Origin of the sequence: Spirillospora sp. NPDC029432 (genome assembly GCF_040703975.1) — a bacterium.
In the GTDB taxonomy this organism is placed as follows: domain Bacteria; phylum Actinomycetota; class Actinomycetes; order Streptosporangiales; family Streptosporangiaceae; genus Spirillospora.
In genome coordinates, this window is record NZ_JBEZWH010000003.1 from 91,475 (window position 1) to 107,435 (window position 15,961).

Here is a 15,961-nt window from a genome sequence, read left to right on the forward strand (position 1 = left end):
CGCCCCGCCGGAGCGCGGGCGCGGGCGGCGTCCGGTGTCAGGGCATCCGCTCGTACGCCGGGGTCGTCAGGAACTCCGAGTACTCGTCGGCCAGCGTGACCTCCTTGAACAGCGTCACGGCCTGCTCGTAGCGCGGCTCGTTGTACGCGTCGCCCAGCTCCTCGCGGATCTTGCCGAGCTCCTCGTCCAGGAGCCGCCCGACCAGCTCCTTGGTGACCTTGGGGCCGTCCTTCAGCTCGACCCCGTTGTAGATCCACTGCCAGACCTGGGACCGGGAGATCTCCGCGGTGGCGGCGTCCTCCATCAGGTTGTGGATCGCCACCGCGCCCGCGCCGTCCAGCCAGGTGGCCAGGTAGCGCAGCGCGACGTCGATGTTGTTGCGCAGGCCGGCCTCGGTGATGTCGCCCGGCGTCGCGGCCACGTTCAGCAGGTCGGCGGCCGAGACCTTGACGTCCTCGCGCAGCCGGCCGCGCTGGTTGGGCTCGTCGCCGAGGATGCCGTCGAAGACCTCGCGGCAGACCGGGACCAGGTCGGGGTGGGCCACCCAGGACCCGTCGAACCCGTCGCCCGACTCGCGCGTCTTGTCCGCCCGGACCTTCTCCAGCGCGACCTTGTTGACCTCCTCGTCCCGGCGGGACGGGATGAACGCGGCCATGCCGCCGATCGCGTGCGCGCCGCGCTTGTGGCAGGTGCGCACGAGCAGCTCGGTGTACGCGCGCATGAACGGCGCCGTCATCGTGATCGCGTTCCGCTCCGGCAGGACGTACTCCGCGCCCCGGTCCCGGAACTTCTTGATCACCGAGAACAGGTAGTCCCAGCGGCCGGCGTTCAGCCCGGCGGAGTGGTCGCGCAGCTCGTAGAGGATCTCCTCCATCTCGAACGCGGCCGGGATCGTCTCGATCAGCACGGTCGCCCGGATCGTGCCGCGCGGGATCTCCAGCTTGTCCTGCGCCAGGTTGAACGCGTCGTTCCAGAGCCGCGCCTCGAGGTGGCTCTCCATCTTCGGCAGGTAGAAGTACGGGCCCTTGCCCTTGTCCGCCTGGCGGCGCGCGCAGTGGAAGAAGTACAGGCCGAAGTCGAACAGCGACCCCGACATCGGCTTCCCGTCGACCAGGAGGTGCTTCTCCTCCATGTGCCAGCCGCGCGGCCGGACGACGATGGTCGCCAGCTCGGCGTCGTCCTTGAGCGCGTACGACTTGCCGCTCTTCGAGTCGGTGAAGTCGATCGTCCGGTCGAGGGCGTCGCGCAGGTTGAGCTGCCCCTCGATCATGTTGTTCCACAGCGGGGTGTTGGCGTCCTCGAAGTCGGCCAGCCACACCTTCGCGCCCGAGTTGAGGGCGTTGATGGTCATCTTCCGGTCGGTCGGCCCGGTGATCTCGACCCGGCGGTCCTCCAGGCCCGGGGCCGGCTCGGCGACCCGCCAGCTCTCGTCGGCGCGGACGTCCGCCGTCTCCGGCAGGAAGTCCAGCGTGCCGCCCGCCGACAGCCGCTCCTGCCGCTCGGCGCGGGCCCGCAGCAGCTCCTCGCGGCGGCCGCCCAGCTCGCGCTGCAGGGCGGCGAGCAGGCCGAGCGCCTCGGGGGTCAGGATCTCGTCGTATCGCTCGTTCAGGGGACCGGTGACCTCGACGCCTTCGGGTGCAGCCATCTGCCTGCCCTTTCGTATCGTGAAATTCGGCTTCTGTTGTGTGAAGAAACGCTACTCGGCGGTACGGAGCCGGGTCAAAGCACCCCCGCGCCTGGGCGCCGCCGGGCCGCCCCTGCGGTGTGCCCGTTCTCGGCCCGCGGGCACCCGCCCGGCGCCGGTGACCTGGACGCGCGGCGTTCGCGCAGGTCGTACGCCATCGCGGCGGGGCCGTCCGGCGGGGATAATCGGGTGAAGCCGGCGGCGGCCCGTGAGACCATCGCCGGGAAGATCCGGCCGCGCCGCGGCGTTGACAGAGGACATATGACGCAGACCTTTTCCGAAGACCGAGAGACCCGAGTGACCGACACGTTCGAGTACGGCGAGTACGGCGCCCACGACGGCGCCGAGCCGATGACCGGCGAGCTGGACCTGGAGGAGCGGCGCGCACTGCGCCGCGTCGCCGGGCTCTCCACGGAGCTGACCGACGTCACCGAGGTCGAGTACCGGGCGCTGCGCCTGGAGCGCGTCGTCCTGGTCGGCGTCTGGACCGAGGGCACGGCCGAGGCGGCGGTACGGCCGGGGCGGCCGATGGTGCTGGCGCGGGCCAGGGCCGAGGCCGTCCAGGTGCAGGGGCGCCGGGTGCGGGTGAGGGTGCCGGTGCTGCTCATCGCCGCCGACCGGCGGTGGATCGGGCTGCTGCCCAGCCAGCGGGTGCGGCTGAACGGGAGCCTGGCGCCGCCCCGGCGGGCCGAGCTGCTCGCGGCCGTCGTGTTCGTGCGGGGGCCGCCGGAGCCGGTGGGACGGCCGTCGGCGCTGCAGCGGGGCGCTGAGGCGGTACGGGCGAAGCTGCGCCGGGCGGTGGAGCGGCTTCCGGCCGACCAGCGGGGAGTGCTTCCCGGCATGGTCGTGGGCGACACGTCGCGGCTGGATCCCGCGCTCGCCGAGGACTTCCGGACGTCCGGGCTGGCGCATCTGCTGGTGGTGTCCGGCGCCAACCTCGCGATCATCATCGGGGCCGTGCTGGGGCTCTGCCGGATCGCGGGGCTGGGGCGGCTGCGGGCGCCGCCGGTGGCCGTGCTGGCGGTGCTGGCGTTCGTCGTGGTGGCGCGTCCCGAGCCCAGCGTGCTGCGCGCGACGGTGATGGGGCTGATCGGGCTGCTGGCGCTGGTGACCGGGCGGCAGCGGCAGGGGCTGCCCGCTCTCGGGGCGGCGGTGCTGGTACTGGTGCTGCTCGATCCGGCGCTGGCCCGCTCGTACGGGTTCGTGCTGTCGGTGCTGGCCACGGCCGGCCTGCTCGTTCTGGCGCCGGCCTGGCGGGAACGGCTGGGGCGGCGGCTGCCGGGGCCGCTGGCCGACGCGGTGGCGGTCGCCGCGGCGGCGCAGGTCGCGGTCGCGCCCGTGCTGGTCATGCTCTCGGGGGAGGTGGGCGTGGTCGCGATCGCGGCCAACCTGCTGGCGGCGCCGGCCGTCGCGCCGGCCACGCTGGTGGGCGCCCTCGCCGCCGTTGTGGCGCTCGTGTCCGTGCCGGTCGCGCAGTTGATGGTGTGGCCCGCGGGGCTGGCGGCGGGATGGATCTGCGCCGTCGCGCGGGTCGCGGCCGATCTTCCGTACGCAACGGTTCCGTGGGCGCGCGGCGGGCTCGGGGCGGTGGGGCTGGCCGCGGCGATGGTGGTGGCGGTGGCCGTGCTGCGGTTCCGGCGGGTACGCCTGGCCGTGGTCGCCGTGATGGCGGGCGTCCTGCTGGCGGTCGCGGGCCTGCGCGCGGCGGCCCCCGGCTGGCCGCCGCCGGGGTGGGCGCTGGTGGCCTGCGCGGTCGGGCAGGGCGACGCGCTGGTCCTCGCGGCCGGGCCGGGACGCGGGGTGGTGGTCGACGCCGGCCCGGACCCGCGGGCGGTGGACGGCTGCCTGGGACGCCTCGGCGTACGGGACGTGCCGCTGCTCGTCCTCACGCATCCGCACGCCGACCACATCGACGGGACCGCCGGTGTCAGGAACGGCCGCACGGTACGGATGGTCCTGGTCAGCCCGTCGGCCTTCGGCCGTGAGGCACGCCATACGGGCGGGCTGCCCGTCCGGCGCGCGCAGGCCGGCGGGCGCTGGAGCGTCGGCGAGCTCACGCTGGACGTCATCGGCCCCGCCCACGCGCCGGTCCTGTCGGCGGCCGACGACGGGGCGGCGATCAACAACGCGAGCGTCGTGCTCGTGGCGCGCCGCCCCGGGTTCAGCGCCCTCCTGAGCGGGGACGCGGAGCCCGAGGCGCAGCGGGCGCTGGCGCCGGGCGTCCCGCCGGTGCAGGTGTTCAAGGTCCCGCACCACGGTGCCCGCGCGCAGGACCCCGCGTTCTTCGCGGCGGCCCGCGCCGCCGTCTCGATCGTCTCGGCCGGCCGGGACAACGACTACGGGCATCCGGCGCCCGCGACCCTGGACCTGCTGCGCCGGCACGGCATGCGCGTCCACCGGACCGACCAGGAGGGGGACGTGGCCGTCGTCCGTACGAGAGGAGGGATCGCCGTCGTGACCCGCGGCTGAGCCGCCGTGGCGGGGAGCGTGCGGTTGGAGCGGGAGGGGGTTCGGCGTGGGATGCTGGAGGGGTGTCTGCTGATGCCATCACTCTGATCGTGGGAGACGAGGAACTGCTCGTCGAGCGGGCGATCGGGGACGTCGTCGGCACCGTCCGGGCGGGCGATCCCGAGGCCGAGGTGATCGACCTGGGGCCCGGCGGGCTGGAGCCGGGGCGGCTGGCGGAGCTGACCTCGCCCTCGCTGTTCGGGGGCGGGAAGGTGCTGGTCCTGCGGTCGGTCCAGGATCTCGGCAAGGACCTGAGCGCCGAGGTGCTCAGGTACGTGAAGAGCCCCGCGGACGACGTGGCGCTGGTGGCCGTGCACCACGGCGGGGCCAAGGGGAAGGCGCTGGTGGACGGGCTGGCCAAGGCCGGCGCGCGCAAGGTGTCGTGCCCCAAGGTCACCAAGGTGGGGGACCGGGTCGACTTCGTCCGGGCCGAGATCCGCCGGCACGGCGGGAAGATCTCGGCGGACGGGGCGCGCGGGCTGATCGAGGCCGTCGGGAACGATCTGCGGGAGCTGGCCGGGGCGTGCAGCCAGCTGGTCGCCGACACCGGCGGGAAGGTCGACGACGCGGCCGTCGCCCGCTACTACCGCGGCCGGGCCGAGGTCAGCGGGTTCACGGTGGCCGACAAGGCGATCGACGGGCAGCCGGCCGAGGCGCTGGAGCAGCTGCGGTGGGCGCTGGCGACCGGCGTGGCGCCGGTGCTGATCGTGAGCGCGCTGGCGCAGGGCGTCCGGGGGCTGGCCAAGGTCGGCGGGGCGCCGCCGGGGGCGCGCGGGGCGGCGCTGGCCAAGGAGCTGGGCATGCCGCCGTGGAAGATCGACCGGGTGCAGCGGCAGCTGCGCGGCTGGTCCGGCGAGGGCGTGGCGCGCGCGCTGAGCGCGGTCGCGGAGGCGGACGCGCAGGTCAAGGGCGGTGCGGCCGATCCGGCGTACGCGCTGGAGAAGGCGGTGTCGCAGATCATCGCGGCCCGCCGGATCAGGACTCGGCCAGGCGCTTGAGCCCCGCGGCCTCCATCGTGACGTACCGCCGGCTCAGCCGGCCGTAGAGCAGGCCGATCAGCGGCGCGGCGGGCCCCCGCTGGGTGAGGGTGAGGCGGGCGGTGGTGCCGGCCGGGCCCGCGGTGACGATGTGGCCGCCGGTCGTGACCACGCCGGGCGCGCGGGACTCCCAGGTGAACGAGCCGCCGGCGGTGAACTCGGTGACCGTCCAGGTCGCCGGGGCGAGTCTCGGCTGGTGGATGAGGACCCGGCTGCCCGGTCCGAGAGGGCCGTCGTCGAGGCGCTCGGCGCGGGTGACCGACGCCGTCATCTCCGGCCAGCGCTCGAAGTCGATCAGGTGCCGCCAGACGGTCTCGGGGTCGGCGGCGATGTCGACCGCGGTCTCGAAGTGCATGACGCTCCGTTCAGGGGAGGGTGAGGAAGCGCGCGGGCACGGCGTCGACGAGCCAGACGCCGTTGGCGCTGACGCGGAACTCGTGGCCCGCGGCGGCCATGCCGGCGGCGTCGACGGTGAGGATGACGGGCCGGCCGCGGCGGGCGCCGACGCGGGTGGCGGTCTCCTCGTCGGGGGAGAGGTGGACGGCGTGCCGCGCCATGGGCAGCAGCCCGTCCCGGCGGATCTCGGGGAGCGCGCGGGCGACGGTGCCGTGGAAGAGCGTCGCCGGCGGGGGAGTGACGGGCAGGTCCAGGTCGACCGGGACGGTGTGGCCCTGGCTCGCCCGGATCCGGTCGCCGTCGAGCTCGAAGCGCTTCTTGTCGTTGACCGCGACGACGTGTTCGAGTTCCTCGCGGGTGATGGGGAAGCGGTGCGCGGCGGCGGCGCGCAGGAGGTCGTCCACCCGGCACCAGCCGGCGCCGTCGAGGGCGATGCCGATCCGGCCGGGCTGGTGCCGCAGGTGCTTGGAGAGGTACTTGGAGACCTTCACCGTCCGGCGTTCGTCCATGATCCCCACTTTAGAGGGACGGAACGCCTGGAGGCATGACAAAACCGCGGCACCCGCTCGGGGTCCGCGGTCTCGCCGGTCGGTGCAGGGAGGAGTCTCAGCCGGCCTGCAGGGCGGCGGCGCGCTTGGCGATCGCCGACTTGCGGTTGGCGGCCTGGTTCTTGTGGATGACGCCCTTGCTCACGGCCTTGTCGAGCTTGCGGGCGGCGTTGCGCTGGGCCGCGGTGGCCTTCTCCACGTCGCCGGCCTCGGCGGCCTCGCGGAACTGGCGGATCGCCGTCTTGAGCTCGGACTTCACGGCCTTGTTGCGCAGCCGGGCCTTCTCGTTCTGCTTGTTCCGCTTGATCTGGGACTTGATGTTAGCCACGTCGTAGTGCCTCAGCCTTGGTCGCGATCCTCGCCTGCCGCGCAGCGGGCGGCAGGCTCCAACGTTCAGAAATAGACGGGGCGACGGTGCCCCGAGGCACGACGGTACGCCACACGCAGTGGCACAGCTTACCAATCACCGGGCCAGGCCCCAAACCCGGCCGCGTACGGAGCATCGAGCCGGGCATGGGACCATGGGATACGGCAAGATCTGCCACATTCCTGTCCACCAGCGAGAGTTTGCGAACGGACCCCGGTGCCAGCGCCTGAGCCCAACAAGACCGATCCCGCGATCATCCGGAACTTCTGCATCATCGCGCACATCGACCATGGCAAGTCGACCCTCGCGGACCGCATGCTGCAGCTGACCGGGGTCGTCGAGGAGCGCCGCATGCGCGCGCAGTACCTCGACCGCATGGACATCGAGCGCGAGCGCGGGATCACGATCAAGAGCCAGGCGGTGCGGCTGCCGTGGACCGGCGAGGACGGCACCGGCTACGTCCTCAACCTGATCGACACGCCCGGCCACGTGGACTTCTCGTACGAGGTGTCCCGCTCGCTGGCGGCCTGCGAGGGCGCGGTGCTGCTGGTGGACGCGGCGCAGGGCATCGAGGCGCAGACGCTGGCCAACCTGTACCTGGCGATCGAGGCCGACCTGCACCTCATCCCGGTGCTCAACAAGATCGACTTGCCCGCCGCGCAGCCGGAGAAGTACGCCGAGGAGCTCGCCGGGATCATCGGCTGCGACCCGTCGGACGTGCTGAAGGTCTCCGGCAAGACCGGCGAGGGCGTCGAGGCGCTGCTCAACCGGATCGTGGAGACGGTGCCGGCGCCGGTCGGCGACCCGGACGCGCCGGCCCGCGCGCTGATCTTCGACTCGGTGTACGACACCTACCGCGGCGTGGTCACGTACGTGCGGATCATGGACGGGCACCTCTCCCGGCGGGAGAAGAGCCTGATGATGTCCACGGGCGCCGCGCACGAGACCCTCGAGGTCGGGGTGATCTCGCCGGAGCCGCAGCCGGTGGGCGGGCTCGGGGTCGGCGAGGTCGGCTACCTGATCACGGGTGTGAAGGACGTCCGGCAGGCCCGGGTCGGCGACACGGTGACCGGGGCGTCGCACGCGGCGTCCGAGGCGCTGGGCGGCTACCAGGACCCCAAGCCGATGGTGTTCTCGGGCCTGTACCCGCTGGACGGCGACCAGTATCCGGAGCTGCGCGACGCGCTCGACAAGCTGCGGCTGAACGACGCCGCGCTGATCTACGAGCCGGAGACCTCGGCGGCGCTCGGGTTCGGCTTCCGCTGCGGGTTCCTCGGGCTGCTGCACATGGAGATCGTCCGGGAGCGGCTGGAGCGCGAGTTCAACCTGTCGCTGATCTCCACCGCGCCGAACGTGATCTACCAGGTGGTCATGGAGGACGGGTCGGAGCACACCGTCACCAACCCCAGCGAGTTCCCCGAAGGCAAGATCGCCAAGGTGTACGAGCCGGTGGTCAAGGCCACGCTGCTGTCGCCGAGCGAGCACATCGGCGCGATCATGGAGCTGTGCCAGGGCCGCCGCGGCGTGCTGCTCGGCATGGACTACCTGTCGGAGGACCGGGTCGAGATCCGCTACACGCTGCCGCTCGCCGAGATCATCTTCGACTTCTTCGACCAGCTGAAGTCCCGGACCCGCGGCTACGCCTCGCTCGACTACGAGCCCAGCGGCGAGCAGGAGTCCGACCTGGTCAAGGTCGACATCCTGCTGCAGGGCGAGTCGGTCGACGCGTTCAGCCAGATCGTGCACCGCGACAAGTCCCGCGAGTACGGCCTGATGATGACGGCCAAGCTCAAGGAGCTCATCCCGCGCCAGCAGTACGAGGTGCCGATCCAGGCCGCGATCGGCGCCCGGATCATCGCCCGGGAGAACATCCGCGCCATCCGCAAGGACGTCCTGGCCAAGTGCTACGGCGGTGACATCTCCCGCAAGCGCAAGCTCCTGGAGCGGCAGAAGGAGGGCAAGAAGCGGATGAAGACGATCGGCCGTGTCGACGTCCCGCAGGAGGCCTTCGTGGCCGCGCTCTCCACCGGCGAGGCCGGCGGCGGGGACAAGGGCAAGAAGTAGCCGCCCGGCGGTTTCCTCCCCGAAATCGTAAAGCGGTGGTGACTTAGCGTCCGCACAGGGACACTGGGCGTTGTGACTCACACGTTGCTGCACCAGGTCCTCGTCTCCAGCCTGGTCGTCCCGGTGGGCCTGGCGGAGTCGGCCGGGCAGCGGTCGGCCACGGCCATGGGCGCCTGGCTGGACGACCGCACCTGGCTCCGCGCCGATCTGATGGTCTTCCGCGAGGAGCAGGAGGACCCCGAGACGGGGTACGTGCGGGGCGCGCCGCTGCTGGCCGTCGAGGTGTCCTCGGACGCGTCCCGCGAGCCCGACCTGGGTCCCAAGAAGGACGTGTACGAGCGCTTCGGCGTGCCGTGCTACTGGGTCGTCGACATGAAGGGCGACGCCCCCGAGGTGCTGGTGTACGAGCTGAGCGACGACGGCCGCTACGCCGAGGAGGCCCGGGTGGGCTGGGGCCGGTCGTGCTCGCTGACCCGGCCGTTCCCGATCGAGGTGGCCCCCGACGAGATCTTCCGCCGGCTGCCCAGCCGGCCCGCCCCCAGGAGGCTGATGACGGTGACCGAGCAGACCGCGGAACGCGCCGGAACGGAGCGGGTCGGGCCCGACCTGCCGCACAGCGAGGAACCGATCCTGATCGACGCGTTCGGCCGGCGGTGGCCGACGGGCGCGGAGAAGGTCGAGCTGTGGGACGGCTGCCCGGTGTTCTACGGCGGCTGGGACGAGCGCGACGTCGTGATCGCGGAGCGCGCCTACCCGGGCCGCGTCGTCCGCCTCGACCAGCCGCCGGGCGAGCCCGGCACGATGACCATCCTCCCCGGCCCGTCCCCGGAACCGGCCCCGGAGCCCGAACCGGAGCCGGAATCGAAGGACACCGGATCAGAGGACACCGGATCGAAGGACGCCGACGAGCCCGCCGCGATGGAGACCGGCGGACTCGAAGGTCTCGAAGGTGACGTCCGGCTAGGGTGACGTCCGGCTGGCGCTACCTGCCCGACTTGAGCAGGGGCCAGGCGACGAAGGCCGGGACCTGGCGGAACTCGCCGCGGTTGGCCGACCGGGCCGCGTAGACCAGGAAGAACATCACCGCGGCGGTGAAGCCCAGCGGGACCCAGATCAGGGCCTCCAGGAGCAGGGAGAGCAGGCCGAACACGGCCCAGACGGCGATCGCGGCCAGGCCCATGTTGAGGCCCTGGGCGGCGTGCCGGCGGACGAACGGCGAGCGGCCCTTGCCGAAGAAGACGACCACCGGAGCGACCGCGCCGACCAGGAACTGGCCGAGGTACGCCATCAGCGCCCAGGACTTGTCGTCGTGGCTCACCGGGCCGGGGTGCTGCGGCATGGGGGACTGCGGCATGGGGCTGGTGCGCGGCGGCGGCTGCTGCCAGCCCTGCTGCTGACCGTAGTTCTGCTGCTGACCGTAGCCGGGCGAAGGCGGAGGCCCGTAGGCCATGGCGGCGTGTCCTCTCCGGAGTGCGCGTGAAGCTCTGGCGAAGTGTACGACTACTTGGACGCGTCCGGAGTTCGCTGGTTCCCGATGGTTCTCGATCCTTTCTTCCAGAGGACGGCCGCCGGGGACGCCGGGGTGAGGGTGACCGAGCCCGTCCAGCGGAAGGCCGGCGGGTCCGGGAGATGGGCCCGGTTCAGGAAGAAGGCGCGGTGGAGGGCGGTGACGACGGCCGGGGCGCCGTTGTCGACCAGGCCCATGGGGGTGCGGACGGCCTCGATGCTCGCGATGTCGCCGGCGGTGGTGCCGGGCGGCAGCTCGACGGTGGTGGAGGCGGGGCCGTCGCGGTCGATGGACCAGCTCCGTTCGCCGTGGTCGGAACGGTAGAGGCGGTCGTCCCCTTCCAGACGGACGGCGAGGGACACCCCTGGGGCCGTGCCCCAGTTCCTCGGGGCGCCCGTCGTCTTGGCCAGTTCCGCGAAGAGGTACGCGCGCGGGTCGCCGACCTCCCGGGTGGCGGGGTCCGAGGGCTCCTCCAGGCGGCCCTCGCGGCGGAGTTCCTGCGCCATGACGCGGTACGTCCAGGGCTCCATGACGGCCTCGCGCGCGCGGTCGGCCGGGCGCGTGCCGGAGGCGTCGGGCAGGAAGCGCAGGGGCGGGCGCGGGGAGATGACGTCGCACATGTTGTTGTTGGACGTGCACGTCTGCAGGACGGGATGGTCGCCCTCGTAGCGGCCGGTGAATTTCAGCGTGAGGTGCTGCGGCCCCTGGTAGACGCCCGTTCCCGCCACCCGGCGGCCTTCGGCGTCCACCTCCACCCGGTAGACCCATTCGATGTCGGTGGTCCGTCCCCAGCGCGCCATCAGGGCCGGGGTGTCGGTGCCGCCGTCCTCGTTGGAGAACACCATCGAGTACTCCAGGACGCGGTGCCCGGGTGCCGCCGCGGGGCGCGACTCGTGCCAGGCGAGCAGCGGGGTGTCGGTGCGCGCGTTCTGGTACGGGTCGCCGAACGGCCAACCGGTACGCCCGACCACGATGGGGGAGTGCCGCAGCGCGACCTGGTCGGGCATCCGCACGCGGGGGCGGCCGAGGGTGACGCGCCGGGCGGCGGGGGCGCTGCCTTCGGCGAACCGCAGGGTCACCTTGTGCGGGCCCTTGCCGACGCGGCCGAGTCCCAGGCTGCGCGGGGTGGGGTCCGCTCCCGGGACAACGAGGTCGGTGACGTGGCGGCCGTCCACGCCCACCGCCACGACGGCGGCCTCGGCGCCCCGGCGGGCCCAGGAGACGCCGGGGGCGGCGGCCGTGAGGCCGATGACCGCCTCGCCGTCGCGGGCGGCCGTGAACGCGACCGTCCGGGCCGGGCCGCCGCGTTCGACGACGAGGCCGCCGGGCGGCGGCGACGCCTGCGCGGGGGCGGCGGGGGACACGGCGGCGAGGGGGATGCCGCCGAGCGCGAGGGTGAGGGCGGTGGCGCGCGCACGGGCTCTCATGGCCCGCGAACCTAGGGAACCGGGATTGCGTTCCGGTGACGAACGGGTCCCCCGTGGGTGTCGGGGCGATGATCGAGGTCACCGGAACGGCGGAAAGTCCCGATGGGCGACGGTACGTCCGGAAAAGGCCGCGTCAGCGCCGCAGGTACAGGGAGGCGAGGGCGGACGGCAGGGCCAGGGACGCGCCCGAGAAGCGCTCAGACGGCCCCTCGGAGCCCCGGTGGAGGGTCAGGCCCGCCTGGGGCACCCGGAAGCCGCTCCGGCCCCAGGAGACCACCTCGTGGCCGAGGTCGCGGAAGAGCGCGACGACGTCCCCGGCCGGCTCGTCCAGCAGGTCGATGCCGTCCAGCCGCGGCCGCAGCTCGGGATTGCCGCTCCACCCGGCCTCGCGCGCGGTGTGGATCTCGGCGATCCGCTCGGCGCCGTCGTCCCCGCGCTGGGTGGAGACGTCCAGGCTGCCCCTGCCGACGCGGACGCTGCGATGGCCGGTATACCCGCACAGGAACGACTCCTTGGGCGCGGGCGTGCGGCAGCGTTCGGAGACGGCGGCGAGCGTCGTCCAGGCGTCGGCGGCGAGAGTGGAGAAGAGCAGGTGCGCGCCGGGGAGCAGGGCGCCGCGTCCGGGCTCGAACGTCACCACGAACGGCGGCACCTTGCCGGGGAAGCGCGCCGGATCGGCCTCCCGCAGCGTGACGAGCCCCTCCCACCGGGCCGGCTCCGCCACGGCGAACCACGTGATCTCGGCTTCGGAGCCCAGCTCGGCGAACGTGCGGTCGGTGAGCGCCCGGCCGATGAGGCCGCGCAGCGCCTCGGCAGTCTCGTCCAGATGGCGCCGCCACCATGGGGGCTCGGGGTCGTCGCGGCGCCGGCCCTGCGGCGCCTGCCAGCGGACGCCGGGGCCGCACAGGGGGACGCGCTGCTCGTCCCCGTGCTGGTCGACGACCGTGTAGTGCCAGCCGTCCGCCTCGCCGTTCAGCAGCACGCGCGCGGGAACCCGCCCGTAACGCACCGTTCCCTCGCCGGCAGCCCCCTGATCACCCACTCGGACGACTCTATCGGCGCGACACGGGCGCCGCCGCATGGTCCGGGCCGCCGGGTCGTCGGTACGGTCAGGAGGCCGTCGCCTTTTCCGTTCCGGAGGTTCGTCCGTGGCCAACTCCGAGCAGGTCCTGCAGTCTCCGAAGGAGCGGGCCGTGGTGAACGGCGCCGTCCGCGCGCTGCGTTCCGCCGCGCCCGCCGGCTGGGAGCGGCTCGGGTTCGAGTTCCGCGCGACAATCGGCATCGACAGCGTGTCGTTCGAGGTGGTGGACGCGGCGGGCGCCACGCGCACGGCGACCCCGCCCGGCCAGGCGGTCGGCAAGATGGACGAGCTGCGCCGGGCGATGTACCGGCGGGGCAAGGGGGCGTGGTTCACCGCCCGCCTGCGGGTGGAGCGCGGCGGCCGCTTCAGCGCCGAGTTCGACTACGACGGCGAGCCGGAGTTCACGCCGCCGCTGAAGGCGTCCGCGTACGCCCTGGACCTGGAGCGCTTCCCGCGTACCGAGGAGCACATCCCCGGCTGGCTGCGCGACAAGCTGCGCCGCGGCTGACGGACGGAGCAGGCCGGGTCGCACGGCAGACTTGAGGGGTGCCCTCGACCCTGCCTGATGGTGACCCCGTACCCGCCGACGGGGCGCTGCCCCCCGCGTCCCTCAAGGGGCTGGGGGAACGGCCGTTCGCGTTCTACGTGCACGTGCCGTTCTGCGTGACGCGGTGCGGCTACTGCGACTTCAACACCTACACGGCGACGGAGCTCGGGCCCGGGGCGAGCAGGGACTCGTACGCGGACACGGCGATCGAGGAGGTCCGCCTGGCCCGGCGTGTACTGGGCGACGCGGATCTGCCGGTGGAGACGGTGTTCGTCGGAGGGGGCACGCCGACCCTGCTCCCTCCGGAGGACCTCGGGCGCGTCCTGGGCGCCATCGACGCGGAGTTCGGGCTGGCCCCCGGCGCGGAGGTCACCACGGAGGCCAACCCCGAGTCGGTGGACGCCCGCTACCTCGGCCGGTTGCGCGAGGCCGGGTTCACGCGCGTCTCGTACGGCATGCAGAGCGCGCGCGAGCACGTCCTGGCCGTCCTGGACCGCACCCACACGCCCGGGCGCGTGCCGCAGGTCGTGGACTGGACCCGTGAGGCGGGCTTCGAGCACATCAACCTCGACCTCATCTACGGCACCCCCGGAGAGAGCGACGACGACTGGAGGGCCTCCCTGGAGGCGGCCCTGGAGTCCGAACCCGACCACGTGTCCGCGTACGCCCTCATCGTGGAGGAGGGGACCCGCCTGGCCGCCCGCGTGCGCCGCGGCGAGCTGGCCGCGCCCGACGACGACGCGATGGCCGACCGCTACCTGATGGCGGACGAGCTGCTGAGCGCCCGCGGCCTGCGCTGGTACGAGATCTCCAACTGGGCCACCGGGCCCGCGGCCGCATGCCGGCACAACCTCCTGTACTGGACGGGGGCCGACTGGTGGGGCGTCGGCCCCGGCGCGCACAGCCACGTGGGCGGGACCCGCTGGTGGAACGTCAAGCACCCCGCCGCGTACGCCGCGCGCCTCGCGGAGCGGGTCACGCCCGCGCACGCGCGCGAGATCCTGGACGACGAGGACCGCCGCATCGAGCGCGTCATGCTGGAACTCCGCCTGGCGGACGGCTGCCCGGCGGAACTGCTGGACGCGGCGGCCGTACGGCGGGCGATCGCCGACGGCCTGGTCGAAACGGGAGCCTACGAGGAGGCCGGCCGCGCCGTGCTGACCCGGCGCGGCCGGCTGCTCGCCGACGCGGTCGTCCGCGACCTCACTTGATCATGGGCCAGGCCATGAACGCCGGGAACCGGTACCACTCCCCGCGGTTCCCGGCCACCGCGGCCAGGATCAGGTAGACCAGCTGCGCGATGCCCAGCGCGATCGTCGGGAGCAGCCAGATGCCGAGCGTGACGACGCTTAGCACGATGTTGACCATGAGGTACACGTACTGGCTGATCGCGAGGTTGAGGCCCTGGGCGCCGTGGTGCCGCAGGAACGCCGACTCGTCCTTCTTGATCAGGTAGACCAGCAGCGGGGCGAGGAACCCCAGGAGCAGCTGCCCGAGATGGGCCATCAGCGCCCACTGGCGCTCGTCCGGGGTCGGCTGGCCGGGACCGTACTGGCCGTATCCGGGCGCCCCGTACGGCTGCATCTGCCCGCCGTATCCGGGCTGCTGGCCGTACCCGGGCGCCTGCCCGTAACCCGGCTGCGCGTACCCGGGTTGCCCGTACTGCTGCCCGTATCCCTGCTGGTCGTAACCGGGGGCCTGCCCGTAGCCGGGCTGGGTGCCGTACCCGGGGTGCTGTCCGTAGCCGGGGTCCTGGCCGTACCCGGGCTGCTGCTGTTGCTGGGGCTGCTGTCCGTGATCGGGTTGTTCCGGAGGGCCGTACGACATCGTGTGCTCCTCTGTCGGGACGCTGGCGGACGCGGTCTGGCGGGGAGCGGACGGACGCGGGAAGGGGAAGGGGCCTCAGCTCTCCTCGGGGGCGGTGACGAAGTCGATGAGCTCCTCGACCCGGCCGAGGAGGGCGGGTTCGAGGTCGGTGTAGGTGGTCACCGAGCCGAGGATCCGCTTCCATCCGGCACGCACGTCGTCCCCCCAGCCGAGCGCGGTGAGCACCCCTTCCTTCCAGGGTACGCCGCGGGGCACGCGAGGCCAGGCGGAAATCCCGACCGCCGCCGGCTTCACCGCCTCCCAGACGTCGATGTACGGATGCCCGGTGATCAGCACATGGGGGGAGGAGACCCGGGCGGCGATGCGGCTCTCCTTGGAGCCCTCCACCAGGTGGTCGACGAGCACGCCCAGCCGGCGTCCCGGGCCCGGCGCGAACTCCTCGACGATGGCGGGCAGGTCGTCGACGCCCTCCAGGTACTCCACGACGACGCCCTCCACGCGCAGGTCGTGGCCCCAGATCTTCTCGACCAGCTCGGCGTCGTGCACGCCCTCCACGTAGATGCGGCTCTCCTTGGCCACCCGCGCGCGCAGCCCCCGCACGGCGATCGACCCGGACGCCGACCGCGCCGCGGCCCCGGCCCCGCCGTTCCCGGTCCCGCCGTTCCCGGACGGGACGGGCCGGACGAGCGTCACCGGCCTCCCGTCGATCAGGAAGCCCGCCTTGACCAGCGGGAACACCCGCCGCCTGCCGAACCGGTCCTCCAGCGTCACGCCGAACTTGTCGCAGCCCACGACCGCGCCGCAGAATCCGCTGCCGGGGTCCTCCGCCACCAGCCCCGGCTCGGCCGGGACCTCCGGGACCTCCGTCTTCGGGACCCGGCGGCCGCCCCGCCGCCGCAGATCCCCTGCCAGAACGTCGTCGCCATAGTCCTTACTGCGCACGCTCAGGCACTCTAACGAGCACGGGG

Annotated in this window: 15 protein-coding genes; 6 read left to right on the forward strand and 9 right to left on the reverse strand. The window is 73.2% G+C overall.

All coding sequences use genetic code 11. From position 1 onward, the window contains the following. Positions 1-37: 37 nt before the first annotated feature. Positions 38-1,645: a malate synthase A gene (gene aceB, locus AB0881_RS03155; protein WP_366613799.1), complete on the reverse strand. Its 1,608-nt coding sequence runs from the start codon at positions 1,643-1,645 to the stop codon at positions 38-40. Between the two features lie 390 nt (positions 1,646-2,035). On the opposite strand from aceB, the gene AB0881_RS03160 reads away from it, so the two are divergent. Next, positions 2,036-4,153: a ComEC/Rec2 family competence protein gene (locus tag AB0881_RS03160; protein WP_366613982.1), complete on the forward strand. Its 2,118-nt coding sequence runs from the start codon at positions 2,036-2,038 to the stop codon at positions 4,151-4,153. A 62-nt stretch (positions 4,154-4,215) separates the two neighbouring features. Then, on the forward strand, positions 4,216-5,190 hold the full coding sequence (gene holA / locus AB0881_RS03165) for a DNA polymerase III subunit delta (RefSeq protein ID WP_366613800.1): 975 nt from the start codon (positions 4,216-4,218) through the stop codon (positions 5,188-5,190). Here the strand turns inward: holA and AB0881_RS03170 are convergent. The 3 genes from AB0881_RS03170 to rpsT form a co-directional block, all read right to left on the reverse strand. Continuing rightward, the gene (locus AB0881_RS03170) at positions 5,168-5,584 is read right to left on the reverse strand and encodes an SRPBCC family protein (RefSeq protein ID WP_366613801.1); all 417 of its coding nucleotides are present in this window, start codon (positions 5,582-5,584) and stop codon (positions 5,168-5,170) included. The genes holA and AB0881_RS03170 overlap by 23 nt on opposite strands. A gap of 10 nt (positions 5,585-5,594) precedes the next feature. Further along, positions 5,595-6,134 carry an RNA 2'-phosphotransferase gene (locus AB0881_RS03175; RefSeq protein WP_366613802.1) on the reverse strand — a complete coding sequence of 180 codons (540 nt, stop codon included), beginning with the start codon at positions 6,132-6,134 and terminating at the stop codon, positions 5,595-5,597. 97 nt (positions 6,135-6,231) lie between these two features. Next, complete coding sequence (gene rpsT / locus AB0881_RS03180; protein ID WP_366613803.1) at positions 6,232-6,501, reverse strand: 30S ribosomal protein S20; 270 nt, start codon at positions 6,499-6,501, stop codon at positions 6,232-6,234. A 255-nt stretch (positions 6,502-6,756) separates the two neighbouring features. On the opposite strand from rpsT, the gene lepA reads away from it, so the two are divergent. Together lepA and AB0881_RS03190 are read left to right on the forward strand one after the other, a co-directional pair. Beyond that, entirely contained in the window at positions 6,757-8,604 is a 1,848-nt protein-coding gene (lepA, locus tag AB0881_RS03185) for a translation elongation factor 4 (protein WP_366613804.1), read from the forward strand. Between the two features lie 72 nt (positions 8,605-8,676). Continuing rightward, positions 8,677-9,573: a Uma2 family endonuclease gene (locus AB0881_RS03190; protein ID WP_366613805.1), complete on the forward strand. Its 897-nt coding sequence runs from the start codon at positions 8,677-8,679 to the stop codon at positions 9,571-9,573. A gap of 13 nt (positions 9,574-9,586) precedes the next feature. Here AB0881_RS03190 and AB0881_RS03195 read toward each other — a convergent pair whose 3' ends face one another. From AB0881_RS03195 to AB0881_RS03205, 3 genes are all read right to left on the reverse strand, one after another. Further along, positions 9,587-10,054 (reverse strand): DUF4870 domain-containing protein, encoded by a 468-nt coding sequence (locus AB0881_RS03195; RefSeq protein ID WP_366613806.1) that lies wholly within the window; start codon positions 10,052-10,054, stop codon positions 9,587-9,589. A gap of 50 nt (positions 10,055-10,104) precedes the next feature. Further along, positions 10,105-11,538: a hypothetical protein gene (locus AB0881_RS03200; RefSeq protein WP_366613807.1), complete on the reverse strand. Its 1,434-nt coding sequence runs from the start codon at positions 11,536-11,538 to the stop codon at positions 10,105-10,107. 133 nt (positions 11,539-11,671) lie between these two features. After that, positions 11,672-12,580 carry a hypothetical protein gene (locus AB0881_RS03205; protein WP_366613808.1) on the reverse strand — a complete coding sequence of 303 codons (909 nt, stop codon included), beginning with the start codon at positions 12,578-12,580 and terminating at the stop codon, positions 11,672-11,674. Positions 12,581-12,686: 106 nt separating this feature from the next. On the opposite strand from AB0881_RS03205, the gene AB0881_RS03210 reads away from it, so the two are divergent. Both AB0881_RS03210 and hemW read left to right on the forward strand, forming a co-directional pair. Beyond that, positions 12,687-13,127 carry a hypothetical protein gene (locus AB0881_RS03210; protein WP_366613809.1) on the forward strand — a complete coding sequence of 147 codons (441 nt, stop codon included), beginning with the start codon at positions 12,687-12,689 and terminating at the stop codon, positions 13,125-13,127. A 38-nt stretch (positions 13,128-13,165) separates the two neighbouring features. Continuing rightward, positions 13,166-14,377 (forward strand): radical SAM family heme chaperone HemW, encoded by a 1,212-nt coding sequence (gene hemW / locus AB0881_RS03215; RefSeq protein ID WP_366613810.1) that lies wholly within the window; start codon positions 13,166-13,168, stop codon positions 14,375-14,377. Here hemW and AB0881_RS03220 read toward each other — a convergent pair. Continuing rightward, a complete protein-coding gene (locus AB0881_RS03220; protein ID WP_366613811.1) occupies positions 14,370-14,993 on the reverse strand; it encodes a DUF4870 domain-containing protein in 624 nt (207 codons plus the stop codon). The two genes, hemW and AB0881_RS03220, sit on opposite strands and share 8 nt — an antisense overlap. A 75-nt stretch (positions 14,994-15,068) precedes the next feature. Then, complete coding sequence (locus AB0881_RS03225) at positions 15,069-15,935, reverse strand: DUF3097 domain-containing protein (protein WP_366613812.1); 867 nt, start codon at positions 15,933-15,935, stop codon at positions 15,069-15,071. Positions 15,936-15,961 lie beyond the last annotated feature (26 nt).

Excerpts from the sequence above, each read along its gene's own strand:
- aceB (WP_366613799.1), bottom strand. The coding sequence starts at position 1,645 with ATGGCTGCACCCGAAGGCGTCGAGGTCACCGGTCCCCTGAACGAGCGA.
- AB0881_RS03160 (WP_366613982.1), top strand. The coding sequence starts at position 2,036 with ATGACCGGCGAGCTGGACCTGGAGGAGCGGCGCGCACTGCGCCGCGTC.
- AB0881_RS03170 (WP_366613801.1), bottom strand. The coding sequence starts at position 5,584 with ATGCACTTCGAGACCGCGGTCGACATCGCCGCCGACCCCGAGACCGTC.
- AB0881_RS03175 (WP_366613802.1), bottom strand. The coding sequence starts at position 6,134 with ATGGACGAACGCCGGACGGTGAAGGTCTCCAAGTACCTCTCCAAGCAC.
- AB0881_RS03195 (WP_366613806.1), bottom strand. The coding sequence starts at position 10,054 with ATGGCCTACGGGCCTCCGCCTTCGCCCGGCTACGGTCAGCAGCAGAAC.
- AB0881_RS03200 (WP_366613807.1), bottom strand. The coding sequence starts at position 11,538 with ATGAGAGCCCGTGCGCGCGCCACCGCCCTCACCCTCGCGCTCGGCGGC.
- AB0881_RS03220 (WP_366613811.1), bottom strand. The coding sequence starts at position 14,993 with ATGTCGTACGGCCCTCCGGAACAACCCGATCACGGACAGCAGCCCCAG.